Source organism: Cellulomonas olei, assembly GCF_039548315.1.
In the GTDB taxonomy this organism is placed as follows: domain Bacteria; phylum Actinomycetota; class Actinomycetes; order Actinomycetales; family Cellulomonadaceae; genus Cellulomonas.
This window is the reverse complement of sequence record NZ_JBCLVN010000030.1, coordinates 16,307-31,228: the sequence shown is the minus strand read 5'-3', so window position 1 is coordinate 31,228 and position 14,922 is coordinate 16,307. Positions and strand designations below refer to the sequence as shown.

The 14,922-nt window shown below is 76.0% G+C and carries 16 protein-coding genes; 6 read left to right on the top strand and 10 right to left on the bottom strand.

Annotated elements, in window-relative coordinates:
- Positions 1-11 precede the first annotated feature (11 nt).
- From AAHH18_RS10835 to mca, 3 genes are read right to left on the bottom strand one after another with little or no spacing between them, the layout of a single operon-like run.
- A complete protein-coding gene (locus AAHH18_RS10835) occupies positions 12-836 on the bottom strand; it encodes a nitrilase-related carbon-nitrogen hydrolase (RefSeq protein ID WP_343301619.1) in 825 nt (274 codons plus the stop codon).
- The gene (locus AAHH18_RS10830; RefSeq protein ID WP_343301618.1) at positions 833-1,243 is read right to left on the bottom strand and encodes a hypothetical protein; all 411 of its coding nucleotides are present in this window, start codon (positions 1,241-1,243) and stop codon (positions 833-835) included. The genes AAHH18_RS10835 and AAHH18_RS10830 overlap by 4 nt, the downstream gene beginning before the upstream one ends.
- Entirely contained in the window at positions 1,240-2,097 is an 858-nt protein-coding gene (mca, locus tag AAHH18_RS10825; RefSeq protein ID WP_283321875.1) for a mycothiol conjugate amidase Mca, read from the bottom strand. The genes AAHH18_RS10830 and mca overlap by 4 nt, the downstream gene beginning before the upstream one ends.
- 139 nt (positions 2,098-2,236) lie before the next feature.
- On the opposite strand from mca, the gene AAHH18_RS10820 reads away from it, so the two are divergent.
- Both AAHH18_RS10820 and greA read left to right on the top strand, forming a co-directional pair.
- Positions 2,237-2,641, top strand: coding sequence for a DUF4307 domain-containing protein (locus AAHH18_RS10820; protein ID WP_283321143.1), 405 nt, complete (start codon positions 2,237-2,239; stop codon positions 2,639-2,641).
- Positions 2,642-2,929: 288 nt separating this feature from the next.
- Entirely contained in the window at positions 2,930-3,418 is a 489-nt protein-coding gene (gene greA, locus AAHH18_RS10815; RefSeq protein ID WP_222171571.1) for a transcription elongation factor GreA, read from the top strand.
- A gap of 194 nt (positions 3,419-3,612) precedes the next feature.
- Here greA and ilvA read toward each other — a convergent pair whose 3' ends face one another.
- The 3 genes from ilvA to AAHH18_RS10800 form a co-directional block, all read right to left on the bottom strand.
- Positions 3,613-4,818 carry a threonine ammonia-lyase gene (ilvA, locus tag AAHH18_RS10810; protein WP_343301617.1) on the bottom strand — a complete coding sequence of 402 codons (1,206 nt, stop codon included), beginning with the start codon at positions 4,816-4,818 and terminating at the stop codon, positions 3,613-3,615.
- Between the two features lie 10 nt (positions 4,819-4,828).
- Positions 4,829-5,998, bottom strand: a complete 1,170-nt coding sequence (locus tag AAHH18_RS10805; RefSeq protein WP_343301644.1) for an AI-2E family transporter — start codon at positions 5,996-5,998, stop codon at positions 4,829-4,831.
- A 95-nt stretch (positions 5,999-6,093) separates the two neighbouring features.
- Positions 6,094-7,323: a cystathionine gamma-synthase gene (locus AAHH18_RS10800; protein ID WP_343301643.1), complete on the bottom strand. Its 1,230-nt coding sequence runs from the start codon at positions 7,321-7,323 to the stop codon at positions 6,094-6,096.
- Positions 7,324-7,433: 110 nt separating this feature from the next.
- Here AAHH18_RS10800 and msrA point away from each other — a divergent pair, with 110 nt between their 5' ends.
- The 3 genes from msrA to AAHH18_RS10785 all read left to right on the top strand — a co-directional run bounded on the left by msrA (position 7,434) and on the right by AAHH18_RS10785 (position 9,725).
- A complete protein-coding gene (msrA, locus tag AAHH18_RS10795; protein WP_343301616.1) occupies positions 7,434-8,102 on the top strand; it encodes a peptide-methionine (S)-S-oxide reductase MsrA in 669 nt (222 codons plus the stop codon).
- A gap of 78 nt (positions 8,103-8,180) precedes the next feature.
- The gene (locus AAHH18_RS10790; protein ID WP_283321145.1) at positions 8,181-8,903 is read left to right on the top strand and encodes a HEAT repeat domain-containing protein; all 723 of its coding nucleotides are present in this window, start codon (positions 8,181-8,183) and stop codon (positions 8,901-8,903) included.
- A gap of 15 nt (positions 8,904-8,918) precedes the next feature.
- Positions 8,919-9,725, top strand: a complete 807-nt coding sequence (locus tag AAHH18_RS10785) for a hypothetical protein (RefSeq protein WP_343301615.1) — start codon at positions 8,919-8,921, stop codon at positions 9,723-9,725.
- A gap of 7 nt (positions 9,726-9,732) precedes the next feature.
- On the opposite strand, the gene deoD is transcribed toward AAHH18_RS10785, so the two are convergent.
- Both deoD and AAHH18_RS10775 read right to left on the bottom strand, forming a co-directional pair.
- Positions 9,733-10,449, bottom strand: coding sequence for a purine-nucleoside phosphorylase (gene deoD, locus AAHH18_RS10780; RefSeq protein ID WP_283321148.1), 717 nt, complete (start codon positions 10,447-10,449; stop codon positions 9,733-9,735).
- Between the two features lie 104 nt (positions 10,450-10,553).
- Positions 10,554-10,955 carry an FKBP-type peptidyl-prolyl cis-trans isomerase gene (locus AAHH18_RS10775; protein ID WP_283321149.1) on the bottom strand — a complete coding sequence of 134 codons (402 nt, stop codon included), beginning with the start codon at positions 10,953-10,955 and terminating at the stop codon, positions 10,554-10,556.
- Positions 10,956-11,099: 144 nt separating this feature from the next.
- Between AAHH18_RS10775 and AAHH18_RS10770 the strand changes: the two genes are divergently transcribed.
- Positions 11,100-12,365: an FAD-binding protein gene (locus tag AAHH18_RS10770; RefSeq protein ID WP_343301614.1), complete on the top strand. Its 1,266-nt coding sequence runs from the start codon at positions 11,100-11,102 to the stop codon at positions 12,363-12,365.
- A 34-nt stretch (positions 12,366-12,399) separates the two neighbouring features.
- Here the strand turns inward: AAHH18_RS10770 and AAHH18_RS10765 are convergent, their stop codons facing one another.
- Together AAHH18_RS10765 and AAHH18_RS10760 are read right to left on the bottom strand one after the other, a co-directional pair.
- Positions 12,400-13,806 carry a cystathionine beta-synthase gene (locus AAHH18_RS10765; RefSeq protein ID WP_343301613.1) on the bottom strand — a complete coding sequence of 469 codons (1,407 nt, stop codon included), beginning with the start codon at positions 13,804-13,806 and terminating at the stop codon, positions 12,400-12,402.
- Between the two features lie 93 nt (positions 13,807-13,899).
- A complete protein-coding gene (locus AAHH18_RS10760; RefSeq protein ID WP_343301612.1) occupies positions 13,900-14,754 on the bottom strand; it encodes a Bax inhibitor-1/YccA family protein in 855 nt (284 codons plus the stop codon).
- Positions 14,755-14,922: the final 168 nt, after the last annotated feature.

Below are 14,922 nucleotides of genomic sequence, written 5' to 3'. Positions count from 1 at the left end.
CGGCGTCCGGGTCAGGCGACCGGGACGACGCGGTACCGGCGGTGGTCCAGCGACGGGTTCACCGCGCGCACGTCGGCGAGCGCCGAGGGGTCCAGGTCGACCGTGCGCAGCTCCGGCTCCGTGCCCAGCTCGAGCCCGGCGACGCCGTCCGGGCCGACGACGAGCGACCGGCCCGTCACACCGCGCCCGGCCTGGCCGACCGCCAGGACCACGGCGGTGTTCTCGATGGCCCGCGCCGTCGCCAGCGTCCGCCAGTGGTGCTCCTTGAGCGGACCCGCCGCCCACGCCGCGGGGACCACCAGCACGTCCGCCCCCGCGTCCACGACGCGCCGCGCCGACTCGGGGAACCGCAGGTCGTAGCAGGTGAGCACGCCGAACCGCAGGCCGGCGACGTCGAGCGTCAGCGGGGCGGCGTCGGCCGGCCCGGGCTCCAGCCGGTCGGACTCGCGGTGCCCGAACGCGTCGTACAGGTGCACCTTGCGGTAGACGCCGACGACCGCTCCCGCGGCGTCCACCGCGACGACGGCGTTCGCCGCACGGTCTGCCCGGGACCCCGGGAGGGTGGTGCCGGCGACCACCGCGACGCCGTGGGCGGCGGCACGCTCGCGCAGCAGCGAGACGAACGGGCCGTCGAGGGGCTCGGCGTGCTCCGGCCCGGTGCCGCGCGGGTCGAACCCCGAGGCGTACTCCGGCAGCACGAGCACGTCGGCCCGGGCGCGCGCCGCGGTGTCGAAGGCCCGCCGGACCACCTCGCGGTTCGCGTCGTGGTCGTCGCTGACCCGCAGCTGCCCGAGCGTCACCCGCACGGCGGGCCGGACGGGCGGGTCGACGGTCACGGGCGGTCCCGGTCCTCGGGCGCGGTGTCGTCGGCCGGGGCGGCGGGCGGGAGGTCGTCGGGCGCGTCACCGACGCCGGGCGCCGGCGTGCCGCCCCCGGCCTCGGCCTCGGCCTCCTCGAGCCGGCGGGCGTTGCGCTCCACGACGCGCAGGTGCCGCACCAGCGAGAACGCCAGGGCGATCACCGCGGCCGCCACGGCGAACGTCACCAGGAAGCCGAGCAGGCCCGGCGACGTCTGGTCCTCCGGCGGGATCTCGACCGTGCTGGGCGACGGCGACGGCTCCGCGGCCCCCGGCACCAGGAGCGCGACGGGGACCGGGACCACCGCGTGCACCGCCTCGCCGAGCGCGCCGCCCGCCTGCAGCACCGCCCCGTGGGCGACGGCGATCAGCGTGGCGGCGCTCATGCGCGGGCCTCGCGCACACCGGCGAACAGGTCGTCCTCGGGCAGCGTGGTCGGCACCCGCGACTCGGCGAGCTCGTACTCCTCGTGCGGCCACACCTGCAGCTCGAGGTCGCGCGGCATCGCGAAGAAGAACCCCTCGGGGTCGATCTGCGTGGCGTGCGCGCGCAGCGCGGCGTCCCGGGCGTCGAAGTACCCGCCGACGGGGACCAGCGTCGTCACCTCGCGCTCCGGGATCTCGCGGGCGGCGCGGGACTCGACCCACTCGCCGAACGGCGACTCCAGGCCCCGCTCGACCATCGCCTCGTGCGCCGCGCGGATGCGGGCCATCGAGAAGCCGTGGTTGTAGTACAGCTTCAGCGGCGTCCACGGCTCGCCGGCCCCGCGGTAGCGCTCCGGGTCCCCCGCCGCGTGGAACGCCTCCACCGCGACCCGGTGGGTCATCACGTGGTCGGGGTGCGGGTAGCCGCCCGTCGGGTCGTACGTCGTGATGACGTGCGGCCGGAACGAGCGGACCAGCTCGACGAGCGGCCGCGCCGCGTCCTCCAGCGGGACCAGGGCGAAGCAGCCCTCGGGCAGCGGCGGCAGCGGGTCGCCCTCGGGCAGGCCGGAGTCGACGAAGCCGAGCCAGTGCTGCCGGACGCCGAGCGCCTGCGCGGCCGCGGCCATCTCGACGCGCCGCACCGCGCGCATGCCCTCGATGCCGCCCTCGACCGGCGGGTGGTGCGGGTTGAGCACGTCGCCCCGCTCGCCGCCGGTGCAGGTGACGACGAGCACGTCCACCCCCTCGGCGGCGTACCGGGCGGTCGTCGCGGCGCCCTTGCTCGACTCGTCGTCCGGGTGGGCGTGCACGGCCATCAGGCGCAGCTGCTCGGTCACGTTCGCTCGTGGTCCTTCCCTCGGCGTCCGCCGGAGCACCGGCGGACGGGAGACAATGATCCCTCACCCCACCGACACCGGCGCACCCCGACGCCCGGCGGACCAGCAGGAGGAGCGCGTGACCGCAGACGCCGCCGCGACGCCGGCACCCCCGGAGGGACGCTACGGGCGCCCGCCGACGTCCCGGCGGGCGACGCGGGCCGCCGTGGCGGTGCTCGCCGTGCTCGGCCTCGCGGTCGTGGTCTGGCTGGGCGTCGGGCAGGCGCGGACGCCCGTGCGCTGGGACGAGGTCGGCTTCCGCGTGGACGGCCCGACGTCGACCGAGGTGACGTTCGACGTCACGAAGGACCCGGACGCCACCGCCGTCTGCCGGGTGCAGGCGCTGTCCGAGGGGTACGCCGAGGTCGGGGTCCGGACGGTCGAGGTCGGCCCCGCGGGCACGCGCACGCAGCGGGTCACGGCGACCATCCTCACCGCCGAGCAGGCCGTGACCGCCGTCGTGGAGTCCTGCGAGCCCGCCTGACGCCGCGCGGGAGCCGTGCGGGTGCGGCGCGGGAGACCGCCCCGGTGCCGTGCGGGTGCGGCGCGGGCGCCGGGCCGGACCCGCACGCGCCGGAGCCCCGGCGTTGCTATGATTGCCGATTCATACGCCGCCCCCGGACCGACGTCGCCCGACGTCGCCGCAGGTCGACGCGACCACGAGACGGCGGCACACCCGTTCACGCACCTCGCGGGTCCGCGCACGCCTGACCGGGGACGACGCAGAGTGCACCCGCCCCGCCGGGGCGCGACACGCAGGGAAGGAGTGGACGTGACCGACACGACGCAGGCCGCCACCTGGCTGACGCAGGAGGCCTACGACCGCCTCAAGGCGGAGCTCGAGCACCTCGAGGGCCCGGGACGCGCCGAGGTCACCGAGCGCATCGCCGCCGCGCGTGACGAGGGCGACCTCAAGGAGAACGGCGGCTACCACGCGGCGCGCGAGGAGCAGGCCAAGCAGGAGGCCCGCATCCGCGAGCTCAAGGAGAAGCTGCGCAACGTGCAGATCGGCACCCCGCCGGACGACGGCGTCGTGGAGCCGGGCATGGTCGTGACCGCCGTCGTGGCGGGTGACGAGATGACGTTCCTCCTGGGCTCCCGCGAGATCGCCGGCAGCGCGGACATCGAGGTCTTCTCCCCGACGTCGCCGCTCGGCGCCTCCATCAACGGCCGGCAGGTCGGCGACACGGTGGCCTACACCGCGCCGAACGGCCGCGAGATCCCCGTCGAGATCAAGGCCGCGAAGCCCTTCGAGGGCTGACCCGCTCGGCACCGCGAGGGCCCCGTCCGCACGCCGGACGGGGCCCTCGCCGCGTCCCCGCCCGCTCCCGCCCCGCGGCCCTGGGCTCCGGGTCGGCGGCGAGGTCGTCACGTCGGGCCGAGGTCGTCAGGTGGGCGGGACGACCTCGGCCCGGACTGACGACCTCGCGGCCGCGCCGAGCTCGCGCCAGGGGGTCAGTGCTCGGACAGGCGGAAGCCGGCGTCGCGCAGGCTCTGCAGGAGGCGCGCGCAGTGCTCGGGGCCCTTCGTCTCCACCTGGACCTCGATCTCGACCTCGTCGATCTCCAGGTCCACCCCGGTGCGGACGTGCGACACGTGCATGACGTTGCCACCGGCGGCCGCGAGCTCACGCAGCAGCCCCGCGAGCGCGCCCGGGGTGTCGTGGACGCGCACCCGCAGCTGCAGGTACCGGCCGGAGACGGCGAGCCCGTGCCGGACGACCCGGAGCAGCACCAGGGGGTCGATGTTGCCGCCGGACAGCACGACCACCACGGGGCCCTCGAGGTCGCCGGCGCCGGCGGCCATGACGGCCGCGACCCCGGCGGCGCCGGACGGCTCGACGAGCAGCTTGGCGCGCTCCGCGACGAGCAGCAGCGCCCGGGACAGGTCCTCCTCGGAGACGGTGCGCACCTCGCAGGCGTGGCGCCGCAGCACGTCGAACGGCACCCGTCCGGGCGTGCCGACCGCGATGCCGTCGGCCATGGTGTGCAGCTCGGGCGCCGGCACGGGCTCCCCCGCGACGAGGGACGCCGGGTACGCCGCCGCGCGGGCCGCCTGGACGCCGATCACCCGGACGTGGGGCGCCGCCTCCGCGACGACCGCCTGGATGCCGGCCGCGAGCCCGCCGCCGCCGAGCGGCACCACGATGGTCCGGACGTCGGGCACCTGCTCGAGGATCTCGAGCGCGAGCGTGCCCTGCCCGGCGACGATGTCCGCGTGGTCGAACGGGTGGATGAGCACCCGCCCGGTCCGCTCGGCCTCGGCGCGGGCGGCCACGAGCGCCTCGTCGACGCTGTGCCCGTGGGGGCGCACCTCCGCCCCGTACTCCTTGGTGGCGGCGATCTTCGGCAGCGCCGCGTCGACCGGCATGTACACGACCGCGTCGATGCCGAGCAGCTGCGCGGCCAGCGCGACGCCCTGCGCGTGGTTGCCGGCGCTGGCCGCGACGACCCCGCGGGCCTTCTCCTCGGGCGACAGCCGCGACATGCGCACGTACGCGCCGCGGATCTTGAACGACCCGGCCCGCTGCAGGTTCTCGCACTTGAGGTGCACCGGGACGCCGGCGACCTGCGACAGCGCCCGGGACGACTCCACCGGCGTCCGGGTGGCCACCCCGTCCAGCAGGCGCGCGGCCGCCCGGGCGTCTGCCAGGAAGCTCACGTCGGTCCGCTCAGACACGGGCGTCCGCCCCGCCGGCGCCGCGCCGCGAGAACAGGCCGGGTGGTCGCAGGTCCGGGTGGTCGTCCGTGCCGAGCTGCGGGAACTTGTCGTGCCCGTGCAGGTACAGCACCACGGTGTTGAGCACGGCGGCGATCGGCACGGCGAACAGGGCGCCCACGATCCCGGCGGCCATCGACCCCGCGGCGACGACCAGCAGCACCGCGACCGGGTGCAGCGACACCGCGTGGCCCATGAGGAACGGCTGGAGCACGTGGCCCTCGATCTGCTGCACCGCGAGCACGACGCCCAGCATGATCAGCGCGATCACCCAGCCCTTGGCGACGAGCGCGACCAGCACCGCGACGGCGCCTGTCGCGATCGCGCCGACGATCGGGATGAACGAGCCGACGAACACCAGCGTCGCCAGGGGCAGCGCGAGCGGCACCCCCAGGATCGCGGCGCCGAGGCCGATGCCCGTGGCGTCGACCAGGGCGACGAGGATCTGCGTGCGGGTGTAGCCGGACAGCGTGACGATGCCGCGGCGGCCGGCCTGGTGCACCCGCTCCCGCACGGACGACGGCAGCAGCCCGACCACCCAGGACCAGATGGTGCGCCCGTCGAGCAGGAAGAAGAACGTGCAGAACAGCGCGATGAGCGCGCCGGCGGCGACGTGCCCGACCGTGGTGGTCACGGACAGCGCGCCGGACAGCAGGGCGTCGGCGTTGGCGGAGAGCTGGTCCCGGCCCTGCTGGACGAGCTGGTCGAGCTGGACGGTGTCGATGCCGAGCGGCCCGTCGGACAGCCACCGCAGCGCCTCGTCGACGCCCTGGGACGCCTGGTCGGACAGGTCGCCGAAGCCCGCCGCGATGGACCGGCCGGCGATGACGACCAGCCCGGTGACGGCCGCGAGCAGGAGCAGCACGGACGTGATCGAGGCCAGGGCGCGCGGGAAGCGGGCCACCCGCCGCAGCCACCGGGCCACGGGGGTGAGCAGCACCGTCAGCAGCAGCGCGACGGCGACGGCCACCACGATCATCTGGAAGTAGCCGATGAGCCACAGCGCCGCCGCCGCGGCGGCCACGATGAGCAGGAACCGCCACGACCACGCGGCGGCCGCGCGCACGGACGGCGTCACCGACTGCTCGGCGCTCCAGCCGCGGGGCGTCGCGCCGGACGTCAGGTCCCCCTCGTGGAGCACCGGCGCCGGCTCGGCGGCGACGGCCCGGCGGCTCCGGGCGCGGCTGCGCCAGCCCTTCCCGGGCAGGCCCGGCGCGCTCACGCGAGCGCCTGCGCGAGGTCGGCGAGCAGGTCGGCCTCGTCCTCGATGCCCACGGACAGCCGCACGAGGTCGTCGGGGACCTCCAGGTCCGTGCCGACCACGGAGCCGTGCGTCATGCGGGCGGGCAGCTCGATGAGGGACTCGACACCCCCCAGCGACTCCGCGAGCGTGAACACGCGGGTGCCGGCGCACACCCGGGCGGCGCGCTCGGCGCTGCCGGCCCGGAACGACACCATCCCGCCGAAGCCCGACATCTGACGCTCGGCGACGGCGTGGTCCGGGTGCGAGTCCAGGCCCGGGTACAGCACGTCGCCGACGTCGTCGCGGTCGGCGAGGAACCGCGCGACCGCCGCGGCGTTCGCGCAGTGCCGGTCCATCCGCACCGCGAGCGTCTTGAGGCCGCGCAGCGTCAGCCACGCGTCGAACGGGCCCGCGACCGCGCCGGACGCGTTCTGGTGGAACGCCACCGCGTCGGCCAGGGCGGTCGTGCCGGTCGGCCCCTCGAGCCCGACCGGGAGCTGCGCCCCGTCGGCGACGACCAGCGCCCCGCCGACGACGTCGGAGTGGCCGCCGATGTACTTGGTGGTGGAGTGCACGACGACGTCCGCGCCGAGCGCGATCGGCTGCTGCAGGTACGGGGTCGCGAAGGTGTTGTCGACGACGAGCACCGCGCCGGCCGCCCGCGCGTGGGCCGCGAGCGCCGCGATGTCGGAGACGCCGAGCAGCGGGTTGGTCGGCGTCTCCACCCACACGAGCTTGGTCTGCCCGGGCCGGATGGCGGCCAGCACGGCGTCGGGGTCGGACAGGCCCACGGGCGTGTGCTCGACGCCCCACGGACCGAACACCCGCGCGATGAGGCGGTACGTGCCGCCGTACGCGTCGTCCGGGACCACCACGTGGTCACCGGGCCGCAGCACGGCGCGCAGCAGCGTGTCCTCCGCCGCGAGTCCCGACGCGAACGCGAAGCCCGCGCCACCGCCCTCCGCCGCACGGAGCGCCTCCTCGAGCGCCGCACGCGTCGGGTTGCCCGAGCGGGAGTACTCGTAGCCGCCGCGCAGCCCGCCGACGCCGTCCTGCTTGTAGGTCGAGACCTGGTAGATCGGCGTCACCACCGCGCCCGTCGCGCCGTCCGGCTCCTGCCCGGCGTGGATGGCCCGCGTCGCGAAGCCGGCCCCGGACCAGTCCCCGTCGTCGGTGTGCGCGGCGAGATCGCCGGATCCGGGCAGCGTGGGGTGCGTCTCGTCAGTCACAGGCTCAGGCTAGGCGCTCGGGAGGCCGGGGAACACGCGGGCGCGCGGCCCGGTTGAGAGCGTCGGACCCGAGGAAGGGAGTCACCATGAGCTGGCTGTTCGGATCTGCCCTCGCCGCCACGATGGTCACGCCGGAGCGCGCCCTGCGCGGACGCGAGGACTACGCCTACACCGTGCCCGCCACGCACACCGTGCTCGGCACGCCGCTGCGCGGGCCGTGGCCGGAGGGCACGCGCACGATCACGCTGGGCCTCGGCTGCTTCTGGGGCGCGGAGCGCGTCTTCTGGCAGCTCCCGGGCGTCGTCGCGACGTCGGTGGGCTACCAGGGCGGGTACACGCCGTACCCGACGTACGAGGAGGTGTGCACCGGGCTGACCGGGCACGCCGAGGTCGTGCAGGTCGCCTACGACCCGTCGGTGGTGTCGGACGCGGACGTGCTGCGCACGTTCTGGGAGTCGCACGACCCGACGCAGGGGTTCCGGCAGGGCAACGACCGCGGCACGCAGTACCGGTCGACGGTCTACCCGACCACGCCGGAGCAGGAGGCCGCGGCGCGCGAGACGCTCGCCGCCTACCAGGAGCGGCTGACCCGCGCCGGGTACGGCGAGATCACCACGGAGGTGCGGCCCGCGGCCGAGGCCGGGACGTACTACTACGCCGAGGACTACCACCAGCAGTACCTCGACAAGAACCCGAACGGCTACTGCGGGCTCGGCGGCACCGGCGTGTCCTGCCCGCGGCCGCTCGACGCGTAGCCGCAGCACCACGACGCCGCGGCGCCCGGGGACGAGAACGACCCCGGGCGCCGCGGCGTCCGCGTACCGTGACCTGGTGTGACGAAGGTCGACGAGCACCGCGCCGCGCTGCGCGCCCTGCCCCCCGGGCAGGTGCCCGGCTACCTCACGCAGCACTCCGGGCTGCCGGGACCGCGGGGGAACCTCGAGGTGATGGCGGCGTTCGCCGACGTGGCGCCCGCTCCCCTGGTGCTCGCGCTCGCGGACGACCCGGACGAGTACCTGCGCTGCTGCGGGACCGTCGGCGCGGGACGGCTGCTCGTCGAGGCCCTGGCGGCCGGGGACGACGACGGCGCCCGCGACCTGCTCGCGCTGCTGCACGACCGCGCCGCGGACCCGCTGTGGCGGGTGCGGGAGGCGACCGCGATGGCCCTGCAGCGCCTCGGCGACGACCGGCCGGCGGACCTGCGCGGGGTCGTCGCCGACTGGGCCGCGGACGCCCACCCGCTGGTCCGCCGTGCGGCCGTCGCGGGTGTGTGCGAGCCCCGGCTGCTGCGCGACCCGGCGACCGCGGCCGCAGCCCTGTCCGCGTGCACCACGGCCACCGACGCGCTCGCCGCCCTCCCGGCGGACGCGCGCCGCCACCCCGACGTCCGCACCCTGCGCCAGGCGCTCGGGTACTGCTGGAGCGTGGCCGTGGCCGGCGACCCGGGCGCGGGCCTGCCGGCGTTCGCCGCCCTGCGCACCACCACCGACCCGGACGTCGCGTGGGTGGTGCGGGAGAACGAGAAGAAGAGCCGGCTGCGCCGCCTGCTCGACTGACCGCCGAGGAGACCCGTGCCGTCCGCGACCCGAGCCGTCCCCGCCGTCGCCCCGACCGGCGGGTCCCGTCGCCTGCGCGAGCCGCGCGACCTGCCCGACCTGCCCGACCTGCCCGACCCGTGCGACCGCGCCGCGGCGCCCAGCGACCGGCACGCCCGCCGCTCCCGCCGCCGGGCGGGTGCCGCCCTCGCCCTGGGGCTGCCCGCGCTGCTCGCCGGCACCGGCTGCGGGGCGGCGACCGAGCGACCGCCCGCCGCGGAGGTCGCGGCCGCCCCCGACTGCCTCGCGACCGACGTCCTGTGGGGACTCGGCCTGACGCCGCCGGAGGGCCACGACCGCCCGGCCCCCGCGGCGGGGTCGGTCCCCGAGGGGTTCCTCCCCGTCTCGGCCGTGCACTGCCGCGGCCCGCTCGACGGACCGGTGCAGCCCGGACCGGCCGCACCCGGTGGCGACGCGGAGCCGGCGCCCGGGTTCCTGACCGTGCCCGAGGGCGAGGCGGTCGACCTCGGCGACCTCCCCGCGGTGCCCGGGGCGCCCGAGCCGTCCCCCGCGGCCGTCGCGGTCACGGAGGTCGAGCTGGCCGGCGACCTCGGTCCCCTGCTCGCCCAGCTCGCGCGCCCGAGCCGGGTCGCGGGGCCCGACCAGGTCTGCGCCGCGGTGTGGCTGCCGCAGCCGCAGGTCTACCTGGTGGACGCCGGCGGCAGGGCCGTGCGGGTGCAGTGGCCGTCCGACGAGTGCGGCGTCCTGCTGGACGGCGTGACGTCCCCGCTGGCGGTGCTGCGGACGGTCGGCACCCGCGTCCTGGTGGCCGGGCCGGCCTGACGGCGCGTCAGTCGGTGGCGGCGAACGCGCGCAGCGCGATGCCGACCGCGTGCTGGAACAGCCGCTCGCGCTCGTCCGCGTCGAGCTCGGCCGCCTGGAACGTGAAGTCCGAGACGGACAGCAGCGCCAGGGCCTCCGCCTTCTCCCGGTCGGCGGCCGCATACAGCCCGGCGGCCTCCATCTCGACGGCGAGCGTGCCGTGCTCGACCAGCGCCTGCATGAGCTGCGGCCGGTCCGCGTAGAACACGTCGGAGGTCAGCACCGGCCCGGCGTGGACGCGCGCCCCCTCGACGTCGCGCGCGGCGGCCACCGCGGCGGACGCGAGCGCGAAGCTCGGGGCGTGGGAGTAGTGCAGCCCCGGCAGCCGGTTGGCGCTGACGCCGGAGTCGGTGTGCGCGGCCGTGGCGACCACGACGTCGCCGAGCTCGAGGTGCCGCTGCATGCCGCCCGCCGTGCCGATGCGGATGATCCGCCGCACCCCGTAGAACCGGAACAGCTCGGTGGCGTAGATCGAGATGGACGGCACGCCCATCCCGGACGCCATCACGGACACCGGCCGGCCCTGCCAGGTCCCCGTCCAGCCGACGACGCCGCGCACCTCGGTCACCAGCCGCGCGTCGTCCAGCACCGTCTCCGCGATCCGGGTGGCGCGGCGCGGGTCGCCCGGCATGAGGACGTCCGGGGCGAAGTCGCCGGGCTGCGCGGAGATGTGCGGGGTGGGCATGGGGGTCTCCTGATCGGGGCGGAGCGGGGGCCGGGCGGGTCCGGACGTCGCGCCGCCGCCCTCCCGGGCGCGGGCGGGCGGCGGCGCGACGACGGGCGGTGGCGTCAGCGGGTGCCGACGATGTCGACGACGAACACCAGGGTGTCGCCGCCGCGGATGCCGGCCTGCGGTACACCGCGGTCGCCGTAGCCCAGGTGCGGCGGGATCGACAGCAGCACGCGCGACCCGACGGGCTGGCCGACCAGGCCCTCGTCCCAGCCGCCGATGACGGCGCCGACGCCGATCGGGAACGAGATCGAGGACCCGCGGTCGTACGAGTTGTCGAACACGTGGCCGCCCCAGGTCTGGCCCAGGTAGTGCACCTCGAGGTCGTCGCCGGCCTCGACGAGCGCGCCGTCGCCGGGCGCGAGGACGACGACCTCGAGCTCGGCGGGCGCCTCGCCCTCGGGGAACGTCAGGGTCGGCTTCTCGCCGAACGATCCGGTGGCCTCGGGCAGGGTGGACATGACGTCTCCTCGGTCGTGGGCTGAACTCCCCCATCCTGCCCGCTCCCGGGCCGTCGCCGCGAACCCGGGGGACCGGCCGCCCGGCGCGCGACGGGTTAGCGTCGTCCCGGCGGGCGAGGGGCGCCCGCCGGGACGGGAGCACCGATGTCGCTGACCACCTGGGCCGGGAACCTCACCTACGCCGCCGCGCGCGTGCACGAGCCGCGGACCGTCGAGCAGGTGCAGGAGGTGGTCGCGGGCGCGAGGCGGGTGCGGGCGCTCGGGACGCGGCACTGCTTCAACGACCTCGCGGACACCGAGCACGACCTGGTCCGGCTGGACGGGCTCGACCCGGACGTCCACGTCGACGCCGGCGCCCGGACGGTGTCGGTGGCCGCCGGCACCCGCTACGGAGCGCTCGCCCGCGTCCTGCACGCGCAGGTCTGGGCCCTGCACGACCTCGCCTCGCTGCCGCACATCTCGGTGGCCGGGGCGGTCGCCACCGCCACGCACGGGTCGGGCGACCGGTCCCGGAACCTCGCCGCAGCCGTCGCGGCGGTGGACCTGGTGACCGCCGACGGCACGCTGCGGCACGTCGCGCGCGGGGACGCCGACTTCCCGGGTGTCGTCGTCGGGCTCGGCGCGCTCGGCGTCGTCGTGCGGGTCACGCTCGACGTCGAGCCGACGTACGACGTCGCGCAGGAGGTCCACACCGACCTGCCGTGGGACGTCGCGCTGGAGCACCTGGACGACGTGACCGGGTCCGCCGACTCCGTGAGCCTGTTCACCGACTGGACCGGCCCCGCGGTGCAGCAGGTCTGGCGCAAGACCCGCCTGGCCGCCGGCGCCGGCTACGAGCGACGCACCGAGCTGTTCGGCGCGCGCCCGGCGCCCGGCCCGCTGCACCCCCTGCCCGGCATCGACCCCGTGCACTGCACCGAGCAGCTCGGCGTCCCCGGTCCGTGGCACGAGCGGCTGCCGCACTTCCGGCTGGAGTTCACGCCCAGCAACGGCGACGAGCTGCAGTCCGAGTACCTCGTCCCCCGCGGGCGCGCCGCCGAGGCGTTCGGGGCGCTGCGGGCCCTCGCCCCCGTCGTCGCGCCGCTGCTCCAGGTCTCGGAGGTCCGCACCGTCGCGGGCGACGACCTGTGGCTCAGCACGGCGTCCGGCGGCGACCGGGTCGCCCTGCACTTCACGTGGCAGCCGCGGCAGCCCGAGGTCGAGGCCGTCCTGCCCCGCCTGGAGGCCGCGCTGACCCCGCTCGGGGCGCGGCCGCACTGGGGCAAGCTGTTCGCCTCGCTCGGCGCGCCCGGCTCGGACCCCCGCGCGCTCTACCCGCGGCTGGACGACTTCCGCGCGCTGGTGGCGCGCACCGACCCGGAGGGCACGTTCCGCAACGCGTTCGTCGACCGGCACGTCCTGGGGGCGTGACCGGGGCGGGCGCCCCGCCGCACGCCCGCGGCGCTCAGCGCGCCAGGAACGCCAGCAGGTCGTGCCGGGTGAGGACGCCCACCGGCACGCCGTCGTCGACCACCATGAGCGCGTCGTGCTTCTGCAGCGCCTCGCGCGCCGAGCCGACCGTCTCCCCGGACCCGATGAGCGGCAGCGGCGCCGACATGTGCCGGTCGACGCGGTCCGACAGCGAGGCGGCGCCCGAGAACACGGCGTCCAGCAGCTCGCGCTCGGAGACGGCGCCCGCGACCTCGCCGATCTTCACGGGCGGCTCGGCGCCGACGACCGGCATCTGCGAGACGCCGTACTCCTGGAGGATCTCGATGGCGTCCCGGACCGTCTCGTTGGGGTGCGTGTGGACGAGCGCCGGCACGCTGCCGTCCTTCGTCCGCAGCACGTCGCCGACGGCGGCGCCCTCGCCCGCGTCGAGGAACCCGTAGGACCGCATCCAGCGGTCGTTGAAGATCTTCGACAGGTAGCCCTTGCCGCTGTCCGGCAGCAGCACCACGATCACCGCGCGGGCCGCCGCCTCCGGGTCGTCCTCCTCGAGGCGGCGGGCCAGGCGCAGCGCGCCCTCGACCGCCATCCCGCACGACCCGCCGACCAGCAGCGCCTCCTCGCGGGCCAGGCGCCGCGTCATCGCGAACGAGTCGGCGTCGGACACGGGGATGATCTCGTCCGGCACCGCCGGGTCGTACGCGGACGGCCAGAAGTCCTCGCCGACGCCCTCCACCAGGTACGGCCGGCCGTCGCCGCCGGAGTACACCGAGCCCTGCGGGTCGATGCCGACCACGCGGACCGGGCCGCCGTCGGCCGCCGGGCGGTCCGCCGAGACGTCGTGCAGGTAGCGGCCGGTGCCGGTGATGGTGCCGCCGGTCCCGACGCCCGCGACGAAGTGCGTGACCCGGCCGTCGGTGTCGGCCCAGATCTCCGGGCCGGTCGAGTCGTAGTGGCTCGCGGGGCCGTTGACGTTGGCGTACTGGTTGGGCTTCCAGGCGCCCTCGATCTCGGTGACCAGGCGGTCCGACACCGAGTAGTAGGAGTCCGGGTGGTCGGGCGGGACGGCGGTCGGCGTGACGACGACCTCCGCGCCGTACGCGCGCAGCACGTCGCGCTTGTCCTCCGAGACCTTGTCCGGGCACACGAACACGCAGCGGTAGCCCTTGCGCTGGGCGACGAGCGCCAGACCGACGCCCGTGTTGCCGCTGGTCGGCTCGACGATGGTGCCGCCGGGCCGCAGCTCGCCGGAGGCCTCGGCCGCCTCGATCATCCGCAGGGCGATGCGGTCCTTGGCGGACCCGCCCGGGTTGAAGTACTCGACCTTGGCCAGGACGGTGGCGGACAGGCCGGCGGTCACGGCGTTGAGGCGGACCAGCGGCGTGTTGCCGACGAGGTCGGAGACGTGCTGCGCGTACTTCACGGGACTCCAGACGGCCGAGGGGGTGGCGGGGACGTGCGACGGCCCCGTCGCACCAGCCTAGGGCCGGGCGGCGGGGCCGTCGTGGGGGTGGCGTCAGTCGCGGCCCTGGAGGATCGCGAGGATCCGCAGGATCTCCAGGTACAGCCAGACGAGCGTGACGATGAGGCCGAACGCCGCGGACCAGGCGAACTTGTTCGGCACGCCCTGCTCGACGCCGCGCTTGATGGCGTCGAAGTCCATGATGAGGCTCGCGGCGGCCAGGCCGACCGCGAACAGGCCGGCGAGCACGCCGACCCACCCGTTGCGCAGCGGGCCGAAGCCGTCGCTCGCGACGAAGAACATCATCACGACGTTGACCAGCGAGTACGCCAGGTAGCCCACCATCGCGATGAGCAGCCAGCGCGTGAACTTCGGGGTGACGCGGACGCGGCCGGACTTGAACAGGAACAGCGCGGCACCGAAGGTGGCGAACGTGGCGATGATCGCCTGCATGACGATCGGCTGCACGTTGCCGGTGACGTCGGTGGTCATGTTCTGGAACGCCAGGCTGATCCCGCCGAGGAACACGCCCTGCGCCACCGTGTACAGCGTGATGAGCACGGGGCTCGGCTCGCGCTTGAACGCGTTGACGAGGCCGAGCACCAGGCCGGCGATCGCGCCGATCGGCCAGATGCCGGGCGCCAGGTTCCAGGTCGCCGCCGCGACGACGACGAGCAGCGCGAGCAGCCCGCCCGTCTTGACGATGACGTCGTCGTAGGTCAGGCGGCGCGTGTCGCGCGTGGTCGCGGACGGCGCGCCGTACATCTGCTCGAGCGTCGACGCCTCGACGACCGGGCCCGTCGAGCCGAGGGTGCCCGTCGGGGCACCCTGCTGCGGGCGGGCGGCCCGGTTCCCGCGGGCGCGCGGGTCGCCGAAGACGGCGCTGTTGTTGAACACCGGGTTGCTCATCGGTCCTCCAGGGTCGGTTCGAGATCGAGCCGGCAGTGGTTCACCACCCTAGAACGCCACGCCGCCTCCGGAAGTTCCCCGGCGCACGACGCGACCTGCGCGGGAGCCCGGACCCGAGCGGGTCATCCGTGAGGAGGACCCGCGTCGTCCCCCCGGGCGAGCGCGGGG